This is a genomic window from Acinetobacter sp. QJM3NY_42, from assembly GCF_056173745.1.
On the sequence record NZ_CM149689.1, the window covers coordinates 731922 to 756476 of the forward strand.

21 protein-coding genes are annotated in these 24555 nt (G+C 43.1%); 8 read left to right on the plus strand and 13 right to left on the minus strand.

Going from position 1 to position 24555, the window contains the following annotated elements; translation table 11 throughout:
• Positions 1 to 53: 53 nt before the first annotated feature.
• A complete protein-coding gene (locus tag AC0VYT_RS03415) occupies positions 54 to 1163 on the plus strand; it encodes a porin (RefSeq protein ID WP_005015922.1) in 1110 nt (369 codons plus the stop codon).
• Between the two features lie 118 nt (positions 1164 to 1281).
• Here AC0VYT_RS03415 and AC0VYT_RS03420 read toward each other — a convergent pair whose 3' ends face one another.
• On the minus strand, positions 1282 to 1848 hold the full coding sequence (locus tag AC0VYT_RS03420; protein ID WP_005015917.1) for a hypothetical protein: 567 nt from the start codon (positions 1846 to 1848) through the stop codon (positions 1282 to 1284).
• Between the two features lie 182 nt (positions 1849 to 2030).
• Between AC0VYT_RS03420 and AC0VYT_RS03425 the strand changes: the two genes are divergently transcribed.
• Complete coding sequence (locus AC0VYT_RS03425) at positions 2031 to 2726, plus strand: HAD family hydrolase (protein WP_005015915.1); 696 nt, start codon at positions 2031 to 2033, stop codon at positions 2724 to 2726.
• Between the two features lie 46 nt (positions 2727 to 2772).
• Here AC0VYT_RS03425 and AC0VYT_RS03430 read toward each other — a convergent pair whose 3' ends face one another.
• The 5 genes from AC0VYT_RS03430 to AC0VYT_RS03450 all read right to left on the minus strand — a co-directional run bounded on the left by AC0VYT_RS03430 (position 2773) and on the right by AC0VYT_RS03450 (position 7559).
• Positions 2773 to 3960 carry an ammonium transporter gene (locus AC0VYT_RS03430; protein ID WP_005015913.1) on the minus strand — a complete coding sequence of 396 codons (1188 nt, stop codon included), beginning with the start codon at positions 3958 to 3960 and terminating at the stop codon, positions 2773 to 2775.
• 402 nt (positions 3961 to 4362) lie between these two features.
• On the minus strand, positions 4363 to 5088 hold the full coding sequence (locus tag AC0VYT_RS03435; RefSeq protein ID WP_171053876.1) for an amino acid ABC transporter ATP-binding protein: 726 nt from the start codon (positions 5086 to 5088) through the stop codon (positions 4363 to 4365).
• 14 nt (positions 5089 to 5102) lie between these two features.
• A complete protein-coding gene (locus AC0VYT_RS03440) occupies positions 5103 to 5786 on the minus strand; it encodes an ABC transporter permease subunit (RefSeq protein ID WP_005015907.1) in 684 nt (227 codons plus the stop codon).
• Between the two features lies 1 nt (position 5787).
• The gene (locus AC0VYT_RS03445) at positions 5788 to 6531 is read right to left on the minus strand and encodes an amino acid ABC transporter permease (protein ID WP_005015905.1); all 744 of its coding nucleotides are present in this window, start codon (positions 6529 to 6531) and stop codon (positions 5788 to 5790) included.
• 65 nt (positions 6532 to 6596) lie between these two features.
• Positions 6597 to 7559, minus strand: coding sequence for a transporter substrate-binding domain-containing protein (locus AC0VYT_RS03450; protein WP_005015903.1), 963 nt, complete (start codon positions 7557 to 7559; stop codon positions 6597 to 6599).
• A 502-nt stretch (positions 7560 to 8061) separates the two neighbouring features.
• Between AC0VYT_RS03450 and AC0VYT_RS03455 the strand changes: the two genes are divergently transcribed.
• The 4 genes from AC0VYT_RS03455 to AC0VYT_RS03470 all read left to right on the plus strand — a co-directional run bounded on the left by AC0VYT_RS03455 (position 8062) and on the right by AC0VYT_RS03470 (position 12247).
• A complete protein-coding gene (locus tag AC0VYT_RS03455) occupies positions 8062 to 8967 on the plus strand; it encodes an AEC family transporter (RefSeq protein ID WP_005404306.1) in 906 nt (301 codons plus the stop codon).
• A gap of 62 nt (positions 8968 to 9029) precedes the next feature.
• Complete coding sequence (locus AC0VYT_RS03460; RefSeq protein WP_005015898.1) at positions 9030 to 10058, plus strand: molecular chaperone DnaJ; 1029 nt, start codon at positions 9030 to 9032, stop codon at positions 10056 to 10058.
• Between the two features lie 282 nt (positions 10059 to 10340).
• A complete protein-coding gene (locus AC0VYT_RS03465; RefSeq protein WP_005015896.1) occupies positions 10341 to 11348 on the plus strand; it encodes an SMODS domain-containing nucleotidyltransferase in 1008 nt (335 codons plus the stop codon).
• 5 nt (positions 11349 to 11353) lie between these two features.
• Positions 11354 to 12247, plus strand: coding sequence for an S-4TM family putative pore-forming effector (locus tag AC0VYT_RS03470; RefSeq protein ID WP_005015894.1), 894 nt, complete (start codon positions 11354 to 11356; stop codon positions 12245 to 12247).
• Between the two features lie 58 nt (positions 12248 to 12305).
• Here the strand turns inward: AC0VYT_RS03470 and AC0VYT_RS03475 are convergent, their stop codons facing one another.
• Positions 12306 to 15197 carry a valine--tRNA ligase gene (locus AC0VYT_RS03475; protein WP_005015891.1) on the minus strand — a complete coding sequence of 964 codons (2892 nt, stop codon included), beginning with the start codon at positions 15195 to 15197 and terminating at the stop codon, positions 12306 to 12308.
• A gap of 199 nt (positions 15198 to 15396) precedes the next feature.
• Here AC0VYT_RS03475 and AC0VYT_RS03480 point away from each other — a divergent pair, with 199 nt between their 5' ends.
• Positions 15397 to 16074 (plus strand): hypothetical protein, encoded by a 678-nt coding sequence (locus AC0VYT_RS03480; RefSeq protein WP_005015890.1) that lies wholly within the window; start codon positions 15397 to 15399, stop codon positions 16072 to 16074.
• Positions 16075 to 16115: 41 nt separating this feature from the next.
• The gene (locus tag AC0VYT_RS03485) at positions 16116 to 16919 is read left to right on the plus strand and encodes an SDR family oxidoreductase (RefSeq protein ID WP_005015888.1); all 804 of its coding nucleotides are present in this window, start codon (positions 16116 to 16118) and stop codon (positions 16917 to 16919) included.
• Between the two features lie 69 nt (positions 16920 to 16988).
• Here AC0VYT_RS03485 and AC0VYT_RS03490 read toward each other — a convergent pair whose 3' ends face one another.
• The 6 genes from AC0VYT_RS03490 to AC0VYT_RS03515 form a co-directional block, all read right to left on the minus strand.
• Complete coding sequence (locus tag AC0VYT_RS03490) at positions 16989 to 17426, minus strand: YbjQ family protein (RefSeq protein ID WP_005015886.1); 438 nt, start codon at positions 17424 to 17426, stop codon at positions 16989 to 16991.
• Positions 17427 to 17447: 21 nt separating this feature from the next.
• On the minus strand, positions 17448 to 17798 hold the full coding sequence (locus tag AC0VYT_RS03495; protein WP_005015884.1) for a YbjQ family protein: 351 nt from the start codon (positions 17796 to 17798) through the stop codon (positions 17448 to 17450).
• Between the two features lie 94 nt (positions 17799 to 17892).
• The gene (gene adeK / locus AC0VYT_RS03500) at positions 17893 to 19365 is read right to left on the minus strand and encodes a multidrug efflux RND transporter AdeIJK outer membrane channel subunit AdeK (RefSeq protein WP_005015880.1); all 1473 of its coding nucleotides are present in this window, start codon (positions 19363 to 19365) and stop codon (positions 17893 to 17895) included.
• Entirely contained in the window at positions 19365 to 22544 is a 3180-nt protein-coding gene (locus AC0VYT_RS03505; protein WP_005015879.1) for an efflux RND transporter permease subunit, read from the minus strand. Before AC0VYT_RS03505 ends, adeK begins: the two co-directional genes overlap by 1 nt.
• A gap of 12 nt (positions 22545 to 22556) precedes the next feature.
• Positions 22557 to 23798 (minus strand): efflux RND transporter periplasmic adaptor subunit, encoded by a 1242-nt coding sequence (locus AC0VYT_RS03510; protein WP_005015877.1) that lies wholly within the window; start codon positions 23796 to 23798, stop codon positions 22557 to 22559.
• Positions 23795 to 24436, minus strand: coding sequence for a phosphatase PAP2 family protein (locus AC0VYT_RS03515; protein ID WP_005015876.1), 642 nt, complete (start codon positions 24434 to 24436; stop codon positions 23795 to 23797). Before AC0VYT_RS03515 ends, AC0VYT_RS03510 begins: the two co-directional genes overlap by 4 nt.
• Positions 24437 to 24555 lie beyond the last annotated feature (119 nt).

Genomic DNA, 24555 nt, shown 5'->3' on the forward strand with positions numbered 1-24555 from the left:
TATTCAATCACAGGGCTCGCTAAGATCCGTTACAAACCAATCACGAGTAAATCATGAAAATGAAAATTTTAACGGGGCTAATCTTGAGTCTGGTTACAAGCACATCTTTCGCTGCACCAGCCATTTATGGGGAGATCGATGTAAGTCTGGATTATCTTCCAGAAAATAATGGTTCGGGTGTTTCTGATAAAGACGTTTGGGAAATTAATAGTAATAGTAGCTTTATTGGAATCAAGGGCGAGGAAAAACTGAACGAGCGTTTAAGTGCAATCTATGCTGCTGAATGGACCTTTTATGCAGATGGTGATAACACCGATTTTGACCAGCGTAACCGCTTTATAGGCTTAAAAGATATCAGACTTGGTACACTCAAGCTGGGCAAACATGATACACCCCTTAAGCAGCTGTCCGGTGTGGTAGATAGCTTTAATAATTATGTGGCTAATAAGGCAGATGTTGCCGGTATTTTTACTGGTGAAAACAGGGTAGACAATGTGCTGGTTTATGAATCACCCGCTATTCCTGTAGCGGAAGGAAATCTTAAAATAAATACGCTACTGGCAACTGGAGAAGCTTCAGGTATTAAAAAATCCAGTGGCGGTGTTAAAACAGCTGGGCGTGGTTTAGGTGATGCGTTCTCTACAGCGATCATCTATGACCATCAACTGTTTAATGCAGGCATTGCCTATGATAAAGCTATCCCAAGTAATTTTCTTGGACGAGGTATTTTAAATGCTTCCGAGCCGGAACCCTTAAGCAGCGGTATATTCGCAGCAGCAAATACCGTTCGGGCAGTGGGACGGATTCATTTGAACCAGCCTCTGTATCTGAAAGTACTCTATCAGAGTTCAAAAGTGGCGGATGCAGCCGGAAATGCAACGAGTGCGGCGACAATTGATGATGCACAAGGCTGGCTGATCGGAGCAGAGTATCAACTGCCTCAGGCCCAAGACTGGATTCTAAAGGCACAATATAGCCAGAATACCACCTCATTTAAGAATGCCACACCAGATTACGAAGCACAGCAGTATATGGTAGGTGCGGACTATACCCTAAATAAACAGGTCAAAACCTATGGTTATGCGGGTTATTTAACGCTCGAGCAGGGTGAAAGTAAAAATAAACAGCCTCTAGGGGGTATAGGACTTGAATATAAATTCTAAAATTCTATGTATGAACAGGACCAATGAATAATATGGTTCGCACTGTTGAGCCCGGTTTTTTACCAATATCGAATGAAGCGTATGAGCAGCAGTTTGCTAAATCAAGTGAAAAAACCGGTTAATTACGTTGAGGTAAATCAGGCTGAAACTGAGCCTGACACACCCCTTTAATTTTTTGTCTATTCACTACGACATAAATTGACTGTCCTACTTTTTTATCTTTACAGAGCTGTTGGTATTTTGAATATATTCCCAAACGGCTGGTAGGATCAGCGCTTGTATTGTAGAACTGATGCTGCTCCAGACGTGACCAGTCACGAGGGTTATTCGGTTTGAAGCTGAGCCGGCATGTGCCAGACAGACGATAACTGTTACTGGTAATTTTCTCTCCCATTATTTTTCCCTGACAAAGTTTATCCAAAGCAGTACGATTAGGACCATTCATCACGTGCATATTATCATTTAGGGTCTGCTTTGCACTGTTCATGGGGGAAACCGTTTCAGCTGTAGATGCAGTAAAACTTTCAGCAGTTTGATGCGGAGTTGATGTAGCCATCATGTTATAAACTAAGGGCATATTTAAAGTTGAGTCTGAAGCTGTCGTCTTGGAAACAAGTTCGGCAAAACTTGAATTCATCCATATTGAGGCTAAGCTAATACTGAAGGCAAATGCTCTTTTTTTCATCATGTAACTCATTCTTGGCAAAAGATAAATGATTTAAATTATTGTGATGACTAATAGCCCTGTCATGATCGAGCTGGTTGTTATAGTTGCAATTGCTGTATGTTTTTAACACAAATTAGTATAACGCCGATTCTCAATTAGGCTACTCTAATTTTCTAAATTTTAAGTTATGAATATGATGTATGATTCAAGCCATCCTTTTTGATCTGGATAATACTCTGACACACCGTGACCAGAGTGTAGAGGCTTATAGTTACTATTTGGCCCAATATTATCAGCGGCACCTGGGAGAGGTGGATGTAATGCAGATTAAAGCTATCATCAACCGGATTGATAATGGCGGCTATCCCAAAAAGGAATTGCTAACTCATCCGAGTATTGCTGCTTCCGTTGCACAGGCATTACAACATGAACTTAAATGGCATCATGCTGTAGATTTTGATGAGTTGACGGCATTCTGGTTTGAACAGTTTGGCCTGCATGCAGTACCGATGGAAGGCTCTGAACAAGTATTGCAAGAGCTAAAACAGCAGGGTTTTAAACTGGCAATAGTGTCAAATGGCGGTCATGACACACGACTCAAAATTATAGAGGGTTTAAATATCGCTCACTATTTTGACCTGATTGTCAGTTCGGAGCTAGCAGGTTCTAAAAAGCCGGAGCCAGAAATTTTTCAATATGTATGTCAGCGGCTGAATGTTATGCCTGAAGAATGTCTGTTTATTGGTGACCATCCCATAAATGATATTCAGGGCGCACAAAATGCAGGAATGCATCCGGTCTGGATGGAAGGCTTTCATGAAGTAGATCCATATGACGCTCAGTTAATAAGCCCCAGAATTAAAAAACTTGAGGAAATCTGGCAATTTATTGGTTAATAAAGCTAAAAAGCGGCCTGGATGGCCGCCACATATAAGCAGAATTTTAAAACATACTATCATCCGAATTAGCAGAAATTTTATGGATAGAGAGGTCTGCACCAACAAACTCATCTTCCTGACTTAATCGGATACCCACAGTCAGTTTAAGTACGCCATAGACTAAAAAACCACCGCCCAGTGCAATAACAATTACCAGCAAAGTACCGAATAACTGTGAAATGAATGAAACACCGCCCAGACCACCCAATATCTGCTGTCCAAATATTCCCACTGCTATTCCACCAAAAGCGCCACATACGCCGTGTAATGGCCACACACCGAGTACATCATCTACCTTTAGACGGTTTTGGGTATAAGTAAACAGCTTGACAAAAATAATACCTGCCAGTGCTCCAATAATTAAGGCACCTACTGGATGAACAATATCTGACCCGGCACAGATAGCCACTAATCCGGCAAGTGGTCCGTTATGCAAAAAACCAGGGTCATTTTTACCTATAAAGTTGGCAGCCAGCGTTCCACCTGTCATGGCCATCAGGGAGTTAATGGCCACCAGACCGGAGATAGCATCCAGACGCTGGGCACTCATAACATTAAAACCAAACCAGCCCACAATCAGAATCCAGGAACCCAACGCCAGAAAAGGAATTGAAGAAGGGGGATGTGCACTGATCCGTCCATCTTTTTTATAGCGGCCACGACGCGCGCCTAAAAGGATTACAGCTGCCAAGGCAATCCAGCCGCCCATCGCATGGACTACCACTGAACCGGCAAAGTCATGAAAGCTTGCACCAAAACTGGACTTGAGCCAGTCCTGGAGGCCCAGATTCCCGTTCCAGATCATACCTTCAAAGAACGGGTAAATTAAGGCAACCAGAACTAGAGTCGCAATTGCTTGAGAGCGCATTTTGGCACGTTCAGCAATACCGCCAGAGATGATGGCAGGTATGGCTGCCGCGAAAGTCAGCAGAAAAAAACAGCGCATCAGGTTATAGCCATGATCTTCAGCCAGCGTTGCACCTAGGTGAAAAAAATGATGACCATAGGCAATATAATAACCAACAAAAAAATAAGCCAAGGCAGAAATCGAGAAGTCTGTCAGAATTTTACTTAAGGCATTCACCTGATTCTTATGACGTACAGTTCCCAATTCTAAAAAAGCAAATCCGGCATGCATGGCAAGTACCAGAATTGCACCAAGAAGGAGAAAAAATAAATCCATATTCTGCATAATGAGGTTCCAATTCGGTGCAACTGACCTAAAACTCAGTCAGTATAACCATGCCAAATTTAAGTAAAAGAGAGGAGAAGACGGAAAATATTGATTAAGTTTTGCTAAGAAATAACAAGACTCGATATAAAGCAATTACTTAGGTTTAAATTATAGTTTTGCGCCAAGATGGGGCAGGAGAATATAGTCTATTTATGATTTAATCTATTGATAAATATATACTATTTTTTATGAATATAAGGCTGGTTATGAAATTGTGCTATGAAAAAGTGCATTTTCAAGCTAAAGATAAACAGTAGAGAATCAGGTTGAAAATTTAACAAAACTAACTGTAAACCTGGATTTAATCTTAAACACTATAAAAAAGCAGATCATATGATCTGCTTGTTCTCATCAATTTTTTTAATGCAGAATCTTGTTCAGGAACTGCTGAGCACGTTCACCCCGAGGCGTTGTGAAAAACTCCTGCTTGCTACAGTCTTCCACGATTTTACCCTGATCCATGAAAATAATCCGGTCTGCGACCTGACGGGCAAAACCCATTTCATGAGTTACGCACATCATGGTCATACCTTCTTTAGCCAGTTCAACCATTACGTCCAGTACTTCATTAATCATTTCCGGATCAAGAGCAGAGGTGGGTTCATCAAATAGCATGGCAATTGGGTCCATGCTTAAAGCACGGGCAATTGCCACACGTTGCTGCTGGCCACCGGAAAGCTCGGCCGGGTACTTGTTTGCCTGAGTACTTAAACCGACACGGTCCAGATATGCCAGGCCTTTTTTCTTGGCCTCAGCTTCACTGCGACCCAATACCTTAATCTGGGCAATAGTCAGATTCTCAGTAATGCTGAGGTGAGGAAACAGTTCAAAATGCTGAAATACCATACCAACCCGGCTACGCAATTTGTTCAGATCGGTTTTGGGGTCATTAATCGCAATACCATCAACCAGAATCTGTCCCTGCTGGATAGTTTCCAGACCATTGACTGTTTTGATTAAAGTGGATTTCCCGGAACCTGATGGGCCACAGACTACTACCACTTCACCTTGACGAATCTGGGTGGTACAGTCTGTGAGTACCTGAAACTTGCCATACCACTTGCTGACATTGTGCATATCAATCATGATCTTTTGATCATTCATACATGTAACCTTTTTTGTAATCTTCTTACGGTATATGTTGCCAGTGCACTAATGGTGAAATAGACCAGACCGGCAAACAGGATGTATTGAGTGAGCAGTGACATCAGGTCACCGCGGACATAATTGCTGCGGAAGAAATCCAGCAGACCAATGGCATAAACCATGGTTGAATCCTGAAACAGGATAATAGTCTGCTGTAGCAGTAAAGGAGTCATCTTGCGAAAGGCCTGAGGCAAAACAACCAGCCGCATGTTCTGGCTATATGTCATTCCTAGAGCATAAGCCGCAGCACTTTGGCCTCGTGGAATTGACTGTATGCCTGCACGTACAATTTCCGAGAAATAGGCTGCTTCAAACAGCATGAAGGCTACGATACTGGAAACCAAAGCAGTATCTATAGTCAGGAAACGTCCGGTTATTGTGGTGTAAATGAATGGAACTGCAAAGTAGAACCACATCAGCACCAGCAGCAGGGGAATGGAACGGAACAGATTTACATACGCCTGTGCCACCAGATTAAGTATTCTAAAAGAAGACAGGCGCATCAGGGCCAGCAGGGTACCAATCAGAATTCCGCCAAGGGTGGCAATACAGACAACTTTCAGGGTGATGGTCATGCCGTACCAGAGTGCCGGACCAGAAGCCTGTAAATCCTGTAGAAACGAAGTGAGCCATTCCATATTATTTGCCTCCTGCAATCAGGCCCGGAACACGTAAACGGTGTTCCAACAGGGTCATCAGTAAAATGAGGCAGACATTGATCACAATAAAAATCAGGGTCACAAAGGTATAAATTTCAATAGTATTTTGGGTATATTCACTAATGGTTTTCATCTGTGAAATGATTTCCGCTACCCCGACCAGTGAAGCAACTGAAGTGTTTTTAACACAGTTGGTCAGCTCGGAACTGAGCGGCGGCAAAATCGTCCGGAATGACTGTGGCAGAATGACATAGCGGTATAACTGTGATGTACTAAAGCCCATGGCATAACCTGCATTGATCTGGCCACGTGGCAATGCCTCAATACCGGTACGTACCTGTTCACAGACACGTGCGGCAGTAAACAGGCCCAATCCGACACTGGCCGAGATGAGTGCACTGGCATTTGAGCTTAAGTCGTTCATCCACCAGTCCTTGACCGGACCAGGCAAAAAGTTCGGGACTACATAGAACCAGATAAACAGTTGAATCAATAAGGGAACATTACGAAAAAGTGTTACATAAGCAGTGCCGATAGTACGTGCAGTCTTACTGGGCAGGGTGCGCATAATTCCTAGGATGCTCCCCAGCACCATGGCAATACTCCAGGCCACCAGCGCAATGACCAGTAACCAGCCCAGACCGATTAATACCCATTGCAAATAAGTGCTGTCACCTACACCAGTCGACTGAAACAGTACTGACCAATTCCAGCTATAATTCATGAAAACTCCTGACAGAAGCAGGTCAGAAGATATCTGGCCTGACGATGACTGTCTAAAATCAGGACTTACTGATCCCGGTCATGCGGATTGCTGATCAGGGCTTTTACTTGTTCCGACATTGGGAAGTTCAGGTTAATATTTTTTGGTGGAATTGGCTGCTGGAACCACTTTTTATACATATCGTTGATTTCACCAGAGGCATAAGTGGCCTTGATTGCGTCATCAACTACCTGTTTAAATTCTTTGTCACCTTTACGCAGCATACAGCCATAAACTTCCTGAATCGGTGGTGTACCTACAATTACCCACTTGTCTGGTTCTTTGGCTTTAGACTTTTCACCAGCCAGCAGAATATCATCCATCATAAAGGCTGCCGCACGGCCGTTTTGCAGCATTAAGAATGAATCAGCATGGTCTTTGGCAGAAATAACTTCACCAATCCCCAGTTCCTGTGCATGCTGACGGATATAACGTTCAGAAGTTGTGCCGGCGGTGGTTACGACCTTTTTGCCTTTTAAGTCAGAAAAATCCTTAATACCTGAGTCTTTCGCTGTAAGCAGACGAGAACCGACCTGGAAGAAACCAACCGAAAAGTCGACCTGTTGCTGACGTTCCTTATTGTTGGTGGTTGAGCCGCACTCCAGATCGACGGTACCATTTGAAACCAAAGGAATACGGTTCTGGCTGGTCACCAGGTTATAACGCACTTTCAGATCCGGTTTGTTCAGTTTCTGCTTGAGAGCTTCTACGACCTTCATTTGCAAGTCATGAGCATAACCCACCGGCTGGTTTGGATTATCTGCAATATAAGAAAATGGAATAGATGAATCACGGTGTCCTAGTACTACAGTGCCAGACTGACGGATCTTCTCCAATGTCCCCGAACCTGCTGAACCTGTATTTGCAGCATTCCCCGATGCAGCATTATTTTCACTAGCAGGAGCATTATTATTGTTACTACAGGCCACAAGGCCGAGCATCAATGTACTCAGGCACAGCACTGAGGCTGCACGTACTTTATTTGACATGGTAAAACTCCTTTTCTATTGTTGTGAGCTTGCTGTTCCTGCCCAAGATAAACACTTGAATGTTTACCTGTTTTAAACGATTAAATATTTTTATATATCTTTCAACTTATCTTTTAGCATGTTAATAATCGGTGTGGAAGATATCCACGACTGAAGTTGTAGGGACTTTTATCCAAATGTTTGTAAATAAAAGAAATTATGGTGAAAAAAGCATCATTTTAAAAGGATGTGGGTGATTAGTTTTACTTACAACTGACGGCTGTAAGAGGAGCTTGATCGCGTATAGTATTTCAACTCTATACTCCATTTCTCTCATGATGAGACTGGCTTGTTTTTATGAAGCAGGAAAAATAAAAAACTATTTTTTTACTTAGGGCTAAAAATACAGATTGTGTATCCTTTGCAGAGCTTATATGTTGTTTAAAACATTATTCATTTTTGCTGCTTGGATCAAAAATTAATTTGATACTTTTTAATGCGGCCCCAGCATATAGTATTTCACATGACACATATAATTCTGGCCCTTTTTCCGTTGGTTGCATTCATTGCTACGGGCTACCTGTTTAGAAGATACCATTTTTTAAGTATCGAGTTTTGGTCAGGCGCTGAAAAGCTGAATTACTATATCTTGTTTCCGGCGCTGCTGTTTCACACTTTAGCGACTGCAAAAATTGAATTTGACAGTCTGAAAATGCTGCTGGCGGCAATGTTCATTACAGTGCTGACTGCCACGATTGTCTTGTACCTGCTGCGCTATATAAAACACATTCAGCCTGCCCGCTTTGGCGTACATACACAAAGTATTGTCCGTTTTAATACTTACATCGGGCTGGCACTGGTGGCAGCACTGTTTAAACAGGAAGGTATGGCCATACTGGCGGTTCTGCTGGCAGTCTGTATACCACTGGTTAATATCATTTCTGTGCTGTCACTGACGTCTAGCGAGCAGATGAGCTTACGACCTGTCATTATTTCTCTGTTGAAGAATCCCTTGATCATGTCTTGTCTGGTAGGGGCGATCGTAAATGTATTAAAGATTCCTGTCTGGGAAGGAGTATTTAACCTGATCAAACTGTTTTCTGCTGCAAGCCTGCCACTGGGCCTACTCTGTGTCGGTGCAGCCTTACAGTTTATGGAAATGAAAAAAGATATTCTTACCTTAATGCTGGATACTTTTGCCCGTTTGCTGGTAATGCCGGCGTTGGCTATAGGAATTTGCTGGTGGATGCAGCTTCCTGTGTTACAAACGCAGATTCTGGTGATTTTTTTCGCATTACCGACAGCCTCGGCAGCTTATATTCTGACTAAAGTGTTAAAGGGTGATAGTCAGCTTATGGCAGCTGTTATCAGTTTACAGACCTTATGCGCTGCCATAACGTTGCCGCTTGTAATTGCTTGGGTGATGTAAAGTAAAGGATCAGATGATGGACTTTAAATCAGGTATAATTTTTCTTTTGCTGCATTATTCATATGGCACTTGAATTAAAAAACACGCTTCAGCCCGATGTCGGGCTTTCACCGCAGCAGAGAAAGCTGAACCGGCTAATTGATAAAATTGAGAAGCAACAGCTTGAACTGAAGCAGTGGCAGCAGGCGCAGGAACAGATTCAGCAATATACCCGTCAGACTTTAATGCCGGTCTATCAAGAGTTGCATGCAGTGCTGTTTCAACAATTGGAACAGCTATGGAAACATTTGCATGAGGCAGAATTCTCCAAGGCAGAGGCAACGCAACTGGATGTTAAAATTCAGTATCTTGCAGCTTACTTAAAAAACTCTCAATCTTTATCAAGGCAGCAAACCGAGATTATTGACGACATTTATAATTACTATCAACAGCATATTGAACATACGCAAGCCAGAAAAAATAGAAAGCAAAGTGCAGAGGAAATAGAGCTATTTTTTGATGAAGAAAATAATTCGGAACAGATAGCATCTGAAGATTTTGAAGAATGGGATAGCGAAAAGTACAGCCAGACACGAGAGCAAGCCAAGCTTAAACGCCAGCAGGAAAAACTGGAGCAGGCTACAAAGCTGGCCGAGCAGTCTTTAAAAACAGTGTACTTAAAAATTGCTGCAACTATTCACCCAGACCGTGAACCGGATGAAAGCAAAAAAGTTGAAAAGACTGAGTTACTGCAGCGAGCGAATGAGGCTTATGCAGCGCAGGATTTGTTTTATTTACTGAAACTGCAAATCCAGATTGAGCAGAATCGGGGTACTTCACAAAAGGGTCTAAGTGCGGAACAAATGAAGTTTTACCAATTGGCCTTAGATCTGCAAAGTCAAAAGTTGGATGATCAGATAGAAGAAATTATTCAATCATTGAGCTGGAATAAAAAAGCATATATAGGCAAAGTGAAAATTACAGATTTATATAAGCAGGTAGATGCGGATACTTCAGCAATGAAAAAGCAGTTAAAAGGGGAAAAGGAACGGTTGAAGTATATGAAGAAGATGAGTGGGGTAGAGATGTTGATGGAGAATGGAGTGCTTTAATGCGTTTCTCCCTCTCTTGCGCACTCAGAATATATTTTGAGGATACTCATTACTTGCGCTTCGTTTTAAAGCATTACTTTAAAGCTTGCTCAGGATAGGGAACATCCATTGTGAAAGCTATGCAGGAATAAAATTAAATTACGTTCTCTTTCTGTAGAATATATTAAATTTTATAAAAAACAGTGGTATAGTGAATATTGTAAAAAAATGATGATTTATTGTTGAAAAAATGTATTAAGCCCATATTTATAAAAAATGTACGCAGGAATAAGAGATATAAAAATGGCTAGAACGATTAATGGTGCGCTTAATGAATTAGTACAAGATAAAGTTAATTTATTGAAAAGTCGCACTGATGCTGGCAGAAGAAGTCGAGATCATTTGCTTGCACAAATAAAGTTATTAAATGCAAATAGTGCAGAAAAGTTAGATTTTGCTGAAACCTACAATTTGCCATTTGGCTCTTTTTCTAGAAGAACTAAAGTGAAGCCACTTGATGATATTGATCAAATGATTGGTTTGAATGGTGGAAAATTCGTATGGAATGAAGCTAGTAATTATGATGAAGCCATTATTTCGATTAGTAATCCATCGGACAAAGGCATTTGGTCACAACTTTTGAATGATGACGATACTTTGAGTCCTATTAAAGTTCTTAATAGATTTAAAAGGATGCTAAGTAATATGAGTGGCTATCAAAATCCTCAATTAAATAGACGTCAGCAGGCAGTCACATTTCAAATGACCAGTAATGAATGGAACTTCGATTTAGTTCCATGTTTTTATACTCAAAGTGGAGTCTATTTAATCCCAAGTGGTAATGGAAATTATTGGATGCAAACGGATCCAAGAAAGGATCAAACTCTAGCAACAGAAGTGAATCAAAAATACAATGGGCAAATTTTAGAAATTATTCGCTTAATCAAATATTGGAATAAGATAGATAGAAAGACTTCGATCCCCTCATCTTATTTACTAGAAGTTATGCTTCTAAATTTTTATAAGAATAGATCTAATATTTGGCAACCATGTGGAACGTTGCAAGTTGAAGTACAACAATGTCTGAATTACATAAAAGATAATATCTATTATGATGTGACCGATCCCAAAGGTATTGAAGGTAATATCAATCGCTTGGATAGAGATCTTCAAAATAAAATTTATGTACGCACTAGTAATGACCTAGAGAATATTCAGAATGGTAATTACTATGAAGATATTGGGGAAAAAGAGAAAGCTTTCGAGTATTGGGAAAACGTATTGGGTTCATTTTTTCCTGCTTATGGGTGAGTTAGATGTCTAATATCTTATATAAGCAGAATTTAGAAGAAAATCTAAGATTATTAGCTGCTCAGAGACAAAGTTATAATGAGGCTAAGTTATATCGATCAGGTTATCGAATTTTGGTCTTTGTGCCATTTTTAATAAGCTTCTTAGTTCTTAATTCTTATATTGATGCAACAGATCAATATTCTGTTTTACGTTTCTTGATAGATCTATTTGTTTTAGTAATGGGAGGTTTTTTGATGAAAAAATCTTCTCAATACCAAATTTTGGGTGCAAATATACAGCAAAAATTTGACACTAATATTTTTGACTTATCCTTTGAATGGAAAATTAAACAAGATAAAACTGAAATAGAGCACCTATATTGCAAGCATAAAAAAGATGAAAATATCGAAAAGCTTCGCAATTGGTATAACGATGAAATTCAAAATTTAACTTACCCGAAAGATATATTGGCGGCTCAAAAACAGAATCTATTTTGGACGGATTCAGTGCGTAAAGATTACATACTTTTTAATGTATTGATTTTTATAAGCTTACTAATTTTTATTGCATTAAGTATATTCATGTTTATCACTTACAGTGAATATCCAATGTGGAAGAAAATTTATGAAATCTTTGTAATATTATTATCGTTGTATTTTTTCTTAGGAGAAAATATTTTAAGTAATTATAAGACCATTGTATTGTTAGAAAATGCTAATAAGAAATTTAGTGCTTTACAAAAGCATATAGTGGATTCAGATGACCCTAAGTGTATTAATAACATGTTAAAAGATATCCAAGAAGAGATATTTGAGTATCGGCAGCACGGTGTATCAGTTCCAAATTATTATGATCGGATGAAAAAATTTAAGCTTGAATCTAGTTCTAGACGTATTATTAGAGACTTATTTAACTAAAAAAATCCCCTCAACTATGAGGGGGTTTTAGCTTTATTTTTAATAATTTAGCAATAAATTAAAGCGCCGCAATCTGCTCCATATTCGCTTTAATCTTCGCTAACTGATCAGCAAATTCAGCAAGTTTCACTTTCTCGCCTTCAACCACAGCAGCAGGTGCTTTCGCTACAAAACCTTCGTTTGCAAGTTTAGTTGCAATTTGGTCATGTTGCTTTTGAACCTTGTCTAAGTCTTTTTGTAGACGACCCAATTCCGCTTTAGGATCAATTAAGCCCTTCATTGGAACGAATACAGATACATGACCGACTACAGATGAAGAAGACAATGGTGGTTGTTCGTCATCAGTTAAGAATGTAATGCTCTCAACTTTTGCCAATGCTTTAAACAACGGCTCAATACGGTCAATACGTGCTTTTTCAGCATCAGTAGTATTTTGCAGAAGAACAGGCAACAAACGCGCATTCCCTAAACCCATCTCACCACGGATGTTACGAACCGCACCAATCAAACCTTGAAGCCATTGCATATCTGCTTCAGCTTGGTCATTGATAAGTGCTTGGTCAGCAACAGGGTACTGTGCAAGCATAATCGTTTCGCCCGAAATGTTAAGTTTCGGTGCAAGCGTTTGCCAGATTTCTTCTGTCAAATACGGCATTAACGGATGTGCAAGACGTAAAGACGCTTCCATCACCGCAAGAAGAACACGACGAACTTCAGCTTTACGCTCATCAGATACGTTCGCATCGTTCAATACTGGTTTAGTTAACTCTACATACCAGTCGCAGTATTCGTTCCAAATGAACTCGTAAATCGCTTGCGCAGCCAAGTCTAAACGGTAGGTTGCAAATGCTGTTTGCACTGCTTGTTCCGCTTTTTGCAGACGGCTTACGATCCACTGTTCAGGCAATTCCCAAAGGTCTTGACGTGCTTCTGAACCAATGGTTTGACCTTCGACATTCATCATCACGAAACGCGTTGCGTTCCAGATCTTGTTGGCAAAGTTACGGTAGCCTTCAACACGCTTCATGTCGAACTTGATGTCACGTCCGGTGTTGGCAAGCGCACAGAATGTGAAACGAACTGCGTCAGTACCGTAAGCTTGAATACCTTCGGGGAATTCTTTACGCGTCGATTTTTCAATCTTCGCCGCTTGTTTCGGGTTCATCAAACCTGTAGTACGTTTTTGTACCAAAGTTTCAAGATCCACACCGTCAATCAAGTCTAATGGGTCAAGTACGTTACCCTTAGATTTAGACATCTTCTGACCTTCGCCATCACGTACCAGACCATGTACATACACAGTTTTGAACGGCACCTGAGGCGTACCATCTTCATTTTTCATGAAGTGCATGGTCAGCATGATCATGCGGGCAACCCAGAAGAAGATGATGTCGAAACCTGTCACCAGTACATCAGTCGGGTGGAAAGTATTTAAGAAATAGTTGGCTTTATCTTTGGCTTCATCGCCAGTCCAGCCTAAAGTCGAGAATGTCCAAAGACCAGATGAGAACCAGGTATCCAGTACATCTTCGTCTTGGTCTAACTGAACATCGGCAGGGATATTGTTTTTTGCTCGAACTTCTGCTTCATCACGGCCCACATAGACATTGCCTTCAGCATCGTACCAGGCCGGAATACGGTGACCCCACCACAGTTGACGCGAGATACACCAGTCTTGAATGTTGTTCATCCACGCCATGTACATATTGCTGTACTGCTCAGGAACAAACTTGATCCGACCGTCTTGCACTGCTTCGATGGCCGGCTTCGCAAGAGGGGCAATTTTTACATACCATTGGTCAGTCAGCAATGGCTCAACAATAACGCCTGAACGGTCACCACGTGGTGCTTTGAGGTCATAAGGCTGAATCTGGTCTAACCAGCCTTCGGCTTCGGCGTGTGCAACCAGTTTCTTACGTGCTTCAAAACGCTCTAGACCAATATAATCTGCTGGGGCAGGGATGGTTTTAGAAATTTGTTCCCCAGCTTTGGCAATATATTCAAACTCAGCCAGTACTTCTGCATTTTTGTTGAAGATATTGATAATGGGCAGTTCGCAGCGCTTGCCTACTTCATAGTCATTGAAGTCATGTGCAGGGGTGATTTTTACGCAGCCGGTCCCAAAATCTTTTTCTACATATTCATCGGCAACCACAGGTACTAAACGGCCAGTAATCGGTAATACGATATTTTTACCAATCAGGTGCGCATAGCGTTCATCTTCAGGATGTACAGCAACTGCCGTATCACCCAGTAGGGTTTCTGGACGTGTGGTGGCGACCACTAGGTAATCATGGCCGTCTTGGGTACGCAGCGTTTTATCTTCAAAGAAATATTTAAAGTGCCAGAGAGAACCTTTTTCCTCAACCGATTCAACTTCAAGATCAGACAGGGCCGTTTGCAGTTTCGGGTCCCAGTTCACCAGACGTTTACCACGGTAGATCAGGCCTTCTTCATGCAGTTTTACGAAGACTTCTTTAACTGCATTGGATAAACCGTCATCCATGGTAAAGCGTTCACGTGACCAGTCCACCGAAGAACCCAGACGACGGATCTGACGGGTAATATTGCCACCAGACTGTTCTTTCCATTCCCAGACTTTCTCGATGAACTTGTCACGGCCCAGGTCATGACGGCTAATATTTTGTGCTGCCAGCTGGCGCTCAACCACCATTTGGGTTGCGATACCAGCATGGTCCGTACCTGGCTGCCAAAGCGTATTTTTACCTGACATACGGTTATAGCGAGTCAGGGCATCCATAATGGCATTATTAAAACCATGACCCATGTGCAAGCTACCAGTGACATTTGGCGGCGGAATCATAATACAGAATGACTCACCTTTTTCAGATGGCTTGAAATAGCCACGCTCTTCCCAGGTCTGGTACCATTTTTTCTCGATCTCGGTTGGATCGTAGGTTGTTGCAATATTCTGAGCTGAATCGGTCATAGTTTTAAGAGATCAAAAGCCAATAAAAAATTGTACTCATTGTAGCAAAAAAATATCTGTTTTTAATGCAGTAAAACCCGACAAATAATTTTGTATTTATGCTGAAACACGGTAGATTTAAGCTGCTTTAAGGCCGTATCGAGGCCTTTAAGCATTCAGATAGAAAATATAAGTAGTGAAAAATAAGGAAACAACCTTCATGAGCTATGCTGTATTTCTCAAATTGAGTGAATCCTCTTACAGCCGTTTTGAAGTTATTCGCATGCAGTTAAATGCCGGGGTAAAAGCAAGTCAGGCTGAAATGCTGGGTGGGGTACTCAGCGAAATTGCCTGTGAAATTATTGAGCAGGCCTTTAGTGAACTGATTTTAAAGCAGGCCAATAGCATAAACGCTGAGGATACAAAAGAAATTAAAGAAAACCGGCAGGTGGTCAGGCAAATACTGGAAACTTTACGTAAATACCTGCCTTGGGCGATTTCATTTTTTAGTAATGAGCGCCTGCTGCCACTGGTCAACTATTTTGCAGGACTGATCTGTGAACATGACCGGCAAATCTGGATCCGCTATGACGTACATATGCAGCTCATGCAGGATGTACTGGAGACCGTTGAACAGATTCGTGCAGGCCAGCTGAGTGCAGTGCCACGAGCTTTTGCCTTGCTTATTCATATTATTGATCTTGGCGTGACCTGCCTGATCCGTGAACCGAAGAAGCAGCTTAAATTTAATGTATTTATTGACAAGACCTTAAGTGGCGTAATTCATATGACTACCCATTTAGGCTATAAACGTCTGGAAAAAATTGGGACTCAGCTCCAAAAGGAACAGGCCAATGCATATATTGAACATTTCATGGACTTTATGCAAAAAGCCTAATAAAAAGTTGTTAACTGACCAGCAATAAAAGGCAGAGAAAAATGGCAAGTCCGCAATTAAACAATAAAATCGTCTGGATCACTGGCGCATCTTCAGGTCTGGGTAAGGCGCTGGCACAAGAATGTGCAGCTTTAGGAGCAAAGCTGGTCCTGAGCGCGCGCCGTTATGATGAGCTGGAAAAAGTTCGTCTGGCTTTGCCCAATGCACAAGATCATCTGGTTGTTCCTATGGATATAACAGATGAAAGACAGGTACGTCATGCTTATGATCAGGTATTGGCCGCTAAAGGCCGCATTGACTGGCTCATCAATAATGCAGGCCTCAGCCAGCGTGCCTTGATTCAGGATACCACTATGCAGACCGAACGTGCCATCATGGAAGTCGATTATTTCTCACAGGTATTTCTGACCAAAACAGTCTTGCCCACTTTTATCCAGCAGAAGTCTGGACAGATTGCCTTTGTCTCAAGTGTAGCAGGACTACTGGGTACTCAGTATCGCGCGTCCTATTCGGCGGCCAAGGGAGCAATCCATATGTGGGCCAATAGTCTGCGTGCTGAAGTTGCTCAGGAGGGTATAGGCGTTTCTGTAATTTTCCCCGGTTTTGTGAAAACCAATGTGTCATTTAATGCCTTAAATGGAGAAGGCAAGCCACAAGGTCATCAAGATGAAGCCATAGAAAATGGTCTGGAACCACAACAGTTTGCCAAAATTACGGTTGAGGCCTTATTGGCCGGGGAAGAATATATTGTCGTAGGAGGCCACAAGGAAAAGCTGGGCGTACTGGTATCTCGCCTATCACCCAAGCTGCTATATAAAATGATCCGTAAAATGAAAGTAAAGTGACCTGTGCTTCTTTTTTGGAGGGCTGGGAGAGAACTGCAAACCCTGTTCAGTCCCCCTGCTAAAAATGATTTATGTGGTTTTAATTGCTGTGCCGTAGGCAAATACTTCAACCATGCCACCCTGCATTCCGAGTTCAGTGGTACTCAGGCGTAAACCCATGATATGGGTTGCTCCTGTACGCTGAGCTTCTTGCTTTAAACGTATAATTGCCTCACGCCGAGCTCTTTCTACAATACTTTCATAAGCAGTGAGCCGGCCACCAAAAAAATTCTGAATATTGGCAATCACATATTTAAAATAGTCGTGTGAGATGACTACATTGCTCGAGACGAGCTGTCCGGTATTCAAGGTGGTATGAAAGCGCTGATTATCAACAGTAATATGTGCCAGCATATTTTCTTTTTCTTCGAGTTCACGCAGATGTTTGTATTCGACATGGCGCCCAAATGCCCAGCCAACCACGAACAGCACTATAAAAATTCCGATCTTAAAAATCAAAGCGTCCATAACCCGGCATCCTGTGTGATTTTATGAAGAGAACGGATCTGGAATTGAAGGTGCAACTGGAGTTACGGTGACTGCAGTCCCATATACGAACAGTTCAGAAGCACCTTGTGCTATATTTGAGGTAGAAAAACGAATCCCGACAATTGCATTGGCACCCAGATTTTGGGCTTTTTCAATCATGCGGTTCATGGCTTCCTGACGGGATTCTTCTAATAATTCGGTATAACCTTTAAGTTCTCCGCCTACAATATTTTTCAGACCAGCCATAAAGTCACGTCCGACATGCTTAGAACGGACCGTGCTGCCATAGACCACATCAATTTGCCTGGTAATGTGGTGACCCGGAACAGATTCTAGATTGCTTAATAACATCTTATTTTCCTTTTGTTCATAGTTGAAGATAGAAAATTTGGACTTGAAAAGCAATAAAAAAGCCCACCGAAGTGGGCTCTCTTATAAATTATGCTTACTGTACAGCTTTCGCTTCACGGTTTGCTTTTTGTTCAGCAGTTGAAGCCGGGCGAGCAATCAAATCAGAACTGGTGGTTTTAACCCCACCACCTAGAGATTTATACAGTTCTACCTGATTATTCAGATTGGCCTGTTCAAGGAGCAACAAGCCTTGCTCGGCTGCATATGAAGCACGCTGTGCATCAAGTACAGTCAGATAGCTGTCAATACCGGCACGGAAGCGTGCATTTGCCAGACGATAGGAAGTATTGGTGGCTTCTACCAGACGACGCTGTGCAGCGACACGGTCACCAATATTTTTACGAACAGCCAGTGCATCATTAACTTCACGGAATGCAGCCTGAATTGAACGCTCATAATCTGACAGGGCAATCTGCTGATCTGTTTCAGTAATAGCAATATTGGCACGACGCGTACCCCAGTCGAAGATTGGAATATCCAGACTTGGGCCAAGCGACCAGACAAATGCACCTGATTTGAACAGGTCACTCAGGTCAGTTGAGGCATAGCCAGCCGAACCAGTCAGGCTGATCGTCGGGAACAGACGTGCGCGTGCAGCCCCAATATTGGCTCCAGCGGCACTCAGCTGATATTCAGCAGTACGGATGTCCGGACGGTTAACCAGCAGATCACTTGGCAGACCGGTTGACAGGACATTCTGGTTCGTTACACGGCTAATACGCTTTGGTGGCAACAGGTTGTCAGGAACCTGTTCACCCACCAGTAAATTGAGCAGGTTACGGGCTTGTGCAATCTGGGTGCGATAATTCGCTACGTCATTACGAGCAGTCTCAACAGAAATCTGTGCCTGACGGACGGGTAATTCAGAATCAATCCCGACATCAAAACGTTTCCGGTTCAGATTGTAGGATTCAAGCTGGGCAGCCAGTGTACGTTCAGCCAGGTCCAGATTGGCACTGGCAAATGAATAGTTGAGCCAGGCTTGTGACACCTGACTGATCAGGCTGATTTGGGTAGAGTCACGAGCAGTCTGCGTAGCCAGGAAGGTGTCTAGTGCTGCATCTCGCAAGCTACGGACACGACCCCAAAAATCCAGCTCATAAGCTGTTACACCCAGCCCTACATTGTATGAAGTAGTCGGACCACGACCCTGACTGTTCAGGTTGTCCTGGCGTAGTACACTACCACTGGCACCAATGGTAGGGAGCTGGTTATTTTCAGAGATCTGGAACTGCTGCTGGGCTCGCTGAATGTTCAGGGTCGCCGTACGCAGGTCACGGTTATTGGTCAGGGCCAGATCAATCACCGATTTCAGGCGTTCATCTGAAAAAAAGTCTTTATAGCCCTGTGCCGCAATCGAGGTTCCACTATCTGCTTCAATATAATTGTTGGGAATATTGGCATTAGCGACTGGCTCCGGACCGCGCATGCTCTGACATGCAGTCAGGGCAAGCGCTAGAACAGACAAAGCAAAACCGCGACCTGTTAAAGTCCAGAAATTTTGCATCACGATATTTGCTCCTGATTATTTCTGTTTTTTGGTTTCTGTTTAAAAATGCTACGGATCCATACATAGAATACTGGAATAAAGAAGATACCCAGTAATGTTGAGCTGATGACGCCACCCAAAACACCGTAACCCACCGAGTGCTGGCTGCCTGCACCGGCGCCTGAAGATAGGGCAAGCGGCAGTACACCAAAACCAAATGCTAATGTGGTCATGATAATTGGACGCAAACGCATTCTTGCGGCATGCAGCGTAGCTTCTAACAGTTCTTCACCTTCTTCTTGCAGGTCTTTTGCAAATTCGACAATCAGAATAGCATTTTTCGCAGCCAGACCAATTACCGCAATAATTGCAACTTTAAAGTAGATGTTATTCGAGAGGTTAGGATCTTTCGAAATCATCATACCTAAGAACGTCAGTATTACGGCACCCACAATACCCAATGGAATAACCATGAGTACCGAGAATGGAATAGACCAGCTCTCGTAAAGTGCAGCAAGACACAGGAATACGATCAGGATTGAAAGGGCAAGCAATGCAGCAGTTTGCGAGCCGGCTTCATTTTCTTCAAGTGATAAACCGCTCCATTCATAATCATATCCCTGCATACCCATACTTGGCAGCTTGGCCATGATTTCCTGCATTGCCAGCATGGCATCACCAGAACTCACACCCGGGGCAGGTGTACCCTGAATATTAACCGATGAGATACCGTTATAACGTTCAAGACGAGGTGAACCATAAGTCCATTCACCAGTTGCGAAGGCTGAGAATGGGACCATCTGGCCCTGGTTATTACGCACATACCACTTGTCCAGATCTTCAGGCATCATCCGGGTGTCTGCCTGACCCTGTACATAGACACGTTTTACACGGCCACGATCTACGAAGTCATTAATATAAGACCCGCCCCACGCAATACTCATAGTACTGTTGATATCAGCAATACTTACTCCCATTGCACCGGCCTGAGCCTGGTCAATCGAAATTTTATATTGTGGCGTATCTTCCTGACCATTTGGACGCACACCCATCAGGCGCGGGTCTTGGGCAGCCATACCTAAAATTGCATTACGGGCAGCCATCAGTTTTTCATGGCCATTACCACCTGCATCTTTCAGCATGAAGCTAAAGCCCGCAGTCACACCCAGTTCAGGCATGGCAGGTAATTGTAAAGGCATAACGTAGCTGGCATCTTTAGCAATAACGTTCAGTGCCATACCACGCTGGATAATTGCACCAATCTGTGCTTCAGGGGTAGTACGCTCACTCCAGTCTTTTAATCTGATAAATGCCAGACCCGCATTTTGTCCTACACCAGTGAACGAGAAGCCTGCAACACTAAATACAGACTGGACATATTCCTTTTCATTCTCAAGGAAAAAGCCGGTCATGGTGTCAACTACCTGTTCAGTACGGCTTAGTGATGCATTAGGTGGAAGCTGTACCAGCGTCATGACTACACCTTGGTCTTCATCTGGAAGGAATGAAGAAGGCAGTTTCTGGAACAGCAGCACCAGTATGCCAATCACCACAACATAAAACACGCCAGAAATAATACGGTGATGCAGGAGTTTGCTTACACCATTCTGATAACGGTGAGACATCCGGTCAAACTTATGGTTAAACCAGCGGAAGAAGCGGGCAAAAATATTATTGCTTGGTGCTTTATTTGGATCGTGCTGTTTGAGCAGTGTCGCACAGAGCGCCGGCGTAAAGGTAAGCGCTACAATTAACGACAGGATCATTGCGGTAACCAGAGTAATCGAGAACTGCCGATAGATGACCCCGGTAGTGCCCCCAAAGAACGCCATGGGTACGAATACTGCGGTTAGCACTGATGTAATACCAATCAGGGCACCAGAAATTTGTTTCATTGAAAGTTCTGTGGCAGTAACCGGATCAAGATGCTCCTCTGCCATAACACGTTCAACGTTCTCCACCACAACAATCGCATCATCTACAAGCAGACCGATTGCTAGTACCATGGCGAACATGGTGAGGGTATTAATCGAGAAACCAAAAATATTAATTACAGCAAAAGTACCTAGAACAACAACCGGAACAGCAAGTGTTGGAATAATAGTGGCGCGCCAGTTCTGCAAGAACAGGAACATCACGATAAAGACCAGAATGACTGCTTCAACCAGTGTATGAACCACACTTTCAATTGAAAGTTTGATAAACGGAGTAGTATCAAATGCCAGCACGTCTACCATCCCTTGAGGATAGCTGGTACGTAACTCTTTTAAGCGTGCCTCGACTGCTTCAGCAGTGTCGAGTGCGTTGGCGCCTGTCGCAAGTTTAATGGCTACACCGGCCGCTGGTTTATTATTATATTTTGAAATAAAACCGTAATCTGCGCTGCCTAGTTCCACCTTGGCGACATCACCAATACGGACTTGTGCACCACTTGCAGTATTTTTCAAAAATACATTGCTAAATTCTTCAGGAGTCTGCAACAGGCTTTGTGCAGTAACTGTAGCATTTAGCACCTGATCTTTAGTCAGTGGCGCACCGCCTAACTGACCCACTGCCACCTGAGCATTTTGGCTACGGATGGCGTTAGCTACATCACTTGGAGTCAGCTGAAAACTGCTTAGTTTGGCAGGATCGAGCCAGATACGCATGGCATAAGAGCCACCAAATACCTGTACCTCACCCACACCTGCAACACGTGATAAAGGTTCAGAAATATTTGAGTTAACGTAGTCTTTAATATCAGCATCTGACAGGGAATCATCAGGTGAATAAAATGCAATGACCTGCAAGAAGCTGGCACCAGATTTGGTTACCCGCACGCCTTGGCGCTGTACATCTTCAGGAAGCAGAGCCGTTGCAGACTGCAGTTTGTTTTGAACCTGAACCTGTGCAATGTCCGGATCAATACCTTGTTCAAAATTCAGCTGGATAGACGCTTGACCATTCCCGGCACTACTTGAAGAAATGTAGCGTAACCCGTCCAGACCGTTCATCTGCTGTTCAATAATCTGGGTCACTGTATTTTCAACAGTTTCAGCAGAAGCGCCCGGGTAAGTTGCCGCAATCGTCACGGTCGGTGGAGCAATCGTCGGATACTGTGCAATCGGCATTTTGGTGAGAGTAAGTACCCCCGCCAGCATGATCACCAGCGCAATCACCCATGCAAATATGGGGCGATGAATAAAAAATTGAGCCATTCAGTCTACCCCTTATGTATTTGAAGTAGCATTTTGTTCAGCTTGTGGTTTGGCCTGTTGAGCTGGTTTTGCGTTATTGCTTCCCTGGGCCGCTGCCTGAGGCTGTAGAGGTTTAGGGTTCACTTTTTGGCCTTCTTTAACTTTGGCAATGCCTTCTACAATGACACGTTCACCTGCCTGAATACCGCTAGTCACAATCCAGTCTTTACCTTGCACACCGGCAGTTTGTACCGGACGGCTTTCTGCAAGGCCTTTAGCATTTACGATCATGGCAACCGCCTGTCCTGTCGGAAGACGGGTAATTGCAGCCTGTGGAATCAGCATTGCATTTGGAATCACTGCCTGTACGATTTTTGCAGTCGCATACATACCCGGTAACAGCAAGTGATTCGGGTTGGAGAATACTGCACGTAGAGTCACTGTGCCGGTTTCTGGATCAACACTGGCGCCAGAAAATGCAAGATTCCCTTCAATCGGATACTCGCTTCCATCTTCAAGGCGCAGTTTAACTTTAGTGTTGTTACTGCTGCTCAGGTTACCCTGGTTCAGCTGTTGACGCAGACGCAGCAGTTCAGCACTTGACTGGTTAATATCGACATAAATTGGATCAAGCTGCTGAATGGTAACTAAAGGTTCAGTCTGGCTGGCCGTCACCAGTGCGCCTGCTGTAACTGAAGAGCGGCTAGATTGACCTGAAATTGGAGCCCGTACAGTAGAGTAGCCCAGATTAATCTCTGCATTACGCAGTTCTGCCTGAGAGGCGTTAACATCAGCTTGTGCCAGTTTTACCTGAGCTACAATATCATCATATTCCTGTCTTGAAATCGCATTGGTACCTACCAGCTGACGATAACGGCCTTCTTTTACACGCAGAACATTCAGGTTTGCCTGCTGGCGGTTCAATGTAGCACGAGCACTTGCTACATTTTCGCGGTTGGTACGCGAGTCAATTTCATATAAAGCCTGCCCCTGACGGACATAGCTTCCTTCAGTAAACAGACGTTTCTGGATTACACCGCTTGCCTGTGGCCGTACTTCAGAAATCTGATAGGGTGAGGTACGTCCAGAGAGTTCAACAGACTGTTCTACACTTCGTGGCTGAGCAACCAGGACACCTACTTCAGGTGGTGGCATTTGTTGAGCAGCCGCGCCTGTTTGTGCATCCTTTGGATCTTTGCTACAACCCACAAGTGCGATACTTGTTGCTAAAGCACAAGCGGTAAGGGCCGGTGCCCAAAGCTTTGCCGATGTCATTGTTCCACCTCATTTAGATTTTTATCTAAAAATAAATTATTTTTGCCTGACTGATTATGACGAAACCATAGCCAAAGCAGAGAGATCCAAATAAAACTAATACTCCAACCCGTTAAAACATCGGTTGGGTAATGAACCCCGAGATAAACCCGTGAAATTCCCATAATAATCCACCAGCTATTCGCAGCAAGGAAAATCCAAACATAATAACGATGCTTGCGAAGTAAGAAGAGCAACAGACAAGCGAAGCTTGCAGCATATGCACTATGGGCACTTGGAAATGAGGCGCCGTAGCTCTGAACCAGGTGATATATTTCTAAGGGTCGGGGCCTTGCAATCCACCATTTCAATAACCAGACCAGCGTGCCGCTGCCGATCATTCCGAAACTAATAAAAATAACGGTTTTATATTTTTTATACCATGCCAGTCTTGAGCACCAAAGCAGTACAACAAATCCTATGACAACTGAACCACCTATTTTAGATAAGAACATTGCAACAATATTAAGGGATTCTGTTCGGTGCTGGCTGAACCACTTTACTTGTGCCACATCCCATTCCTGAAGCGCAGGGATGTAAGATACCAGTCCGCTAAGGACAAGCATAAGGCAAGCAATAAGCAAGAACAGGTAGGGCATGCAGCAACCTTGTATTCTAACTGATCAGTTAGGAGCCATAAATTGAAGCAAAGTGTACTGACTGGTACACTTTTTTTCAAGTCTCTAGAATTATCTTATTTTTAACTGAGCAGTTAGAA

Excerpts from the sequence above, each read along its gene's own strand:
- AC0VYT_RS03415 (WP_005015922.1), top strand. The coding sequence starts at position 54 with ATGAAAATGAAAATTTTAACGGGGCTAATCTTGAGTCTGGTTACAAGC.
- AC0VYT_RS03420 (WP_005015917.1), bottom strand. The coding sequence starts at position 1,848 with ATGAAAAAAAGAGCATTTGCCTTCAGTATTAGCTTAGCCTCAATATGG.
- AC0VYT_RS03425 (WP_005015915.1), top strand. The coding sequence starts at position 2,031 with ATGATTCAAGCCATCCTTTTTGATCTGGATAATACTCTGACACACCGT.
- AC0VYT_RS03430 (WP_005015913.1), bottom strand. The coding sequence starts at position 3,960 with ATGCAGAATATGGATTTATTTTTTCTCCTTCTTGGTGCAATTCTGGTA.
- AC0VYT_RS03435 (WP_171053876.1), bottom strand. The coding sequence starts at position 5,088 with ATGATTGATATGCACAATGTCAGCAAGTGGTATGGCAAGTTTCAGGTA.
- AC0VYT_RS03440 (WP_005015907.1), bottom strand. The coding sequence starts at position 5,786 with ATGGAATGGCTCACTTCGTTTCTACAGGATTTACAGGCTTCTGGTCCG.
- AC0VYT_RS03445 (WP_005015905.1), bottom strand. The coding sequence starts at position 6,531 with ATGAATTATAGCTGGAATTGGTCAGTACTGTTTCAGTCGACTGGTGTA.
- AC0VYT_RS03450 (WP_005015903.1), bottom strand. The coding sequence starts at position 7,559 with ATGTCAAATAAAGTACGTGCAGCCTCAGTGCTGTGCCTGAGTACATTG.
- AC0VYT_RS03455 (WP_005404306.1), top strand. The coding sequence starts at position 8,062 with ATGACACATATAATTCTGGCCCTTTTTCCGTTGGTTGCATTCATTGCT.
- AC0VYT_RS03460 (WP_005015898.1), top strand. The coding sequence starts at position 9,030 with ATGGCACTTGAATTAAAAAACACGCTTCAGCCCGATGTCGGGCTTTCA.
- AC0VYT_RS03465 (WP_005015896.1), top strand. The coding sequence starts at position 10,341 with ATGGCTAGAACGATTAATGGTGCGCTTAATGAATTAGTACAAGATAAA.
- AC0VYT_RS03470 (WP_005015894.1), top strand. The coding sequence starts at position 11,354 with ATGTCTAATATCTTATATAAGCAGAATTTAGAAGAAAATCTAAGATTA.
- AC0VYT_RS03475 (WP_005015891.1), bottom strand. The coding sequence starts at position 15,197 with ATGACCGATTCAGCTCAGAATATTGCAACAACCTACGATCCAACCGAG.
- AC0VYT_RS03480 (WP_005015890.1), top strand. The coding sequence starts at position 15,397 with ATGAGCTATGCTGTATTTCTCAAATTGAGTGAATCCTCTTACAGCCGT.
- AC0VYT_RS03485 (WP_005015888.1), top strand. The coding sequence starts at position 16,116 with ATGGCAAGTCCGCAATTAAACAATAAAATCGTCTGGATCACTGGCGCA.
- AC0VYT_RS03490 (WP_005015886.1), bottom strand. The coding sequence starts at position 17,426 with ATGGACGCTTTGATTTTTAAGATCGGAATTTTTATAGTGCTGTTCGTG.
- AC0VYT_RS03495 (WP_005015884.1), bottom strand. The coding sequence starts at position 17,798 with ATGTTATTAAGCAATCTAGAATCTGTTCCGGGTCACCACATTACCAGG.
- adeK (WP_005015880.1), bottom strand. The coding sequence starts at position 19,365 with ATGCAAAATTTCTGGACTTTAACAGGTCGCGGTTTTGCTTTGTCTGTT.
- AC0VYT_RS03505 (WP_005015879.1), bottom strand. The coding sequence starts at position 22,544 with ATGGCTCAATTTTTTATTCATCGCCCCATATTTGCATGGGTGATTGCG.
- AC0VYT_RS03510 (WP_005015877.1), bottom strand. The coding sequence starts at position 23,798 with ATGACATCGGCAAAGCTTTGGGCACCGGCCCTTACCGCTTGTGCTTTA.
- AC0VYT_RS03515 (WP_005015876.1), bottom strand. The coding sequence starts at position 24,436 with ATGCCCTACCTGTTCTTGCTTATTGCTTGCCTTATGCTTGTCCTTAGC.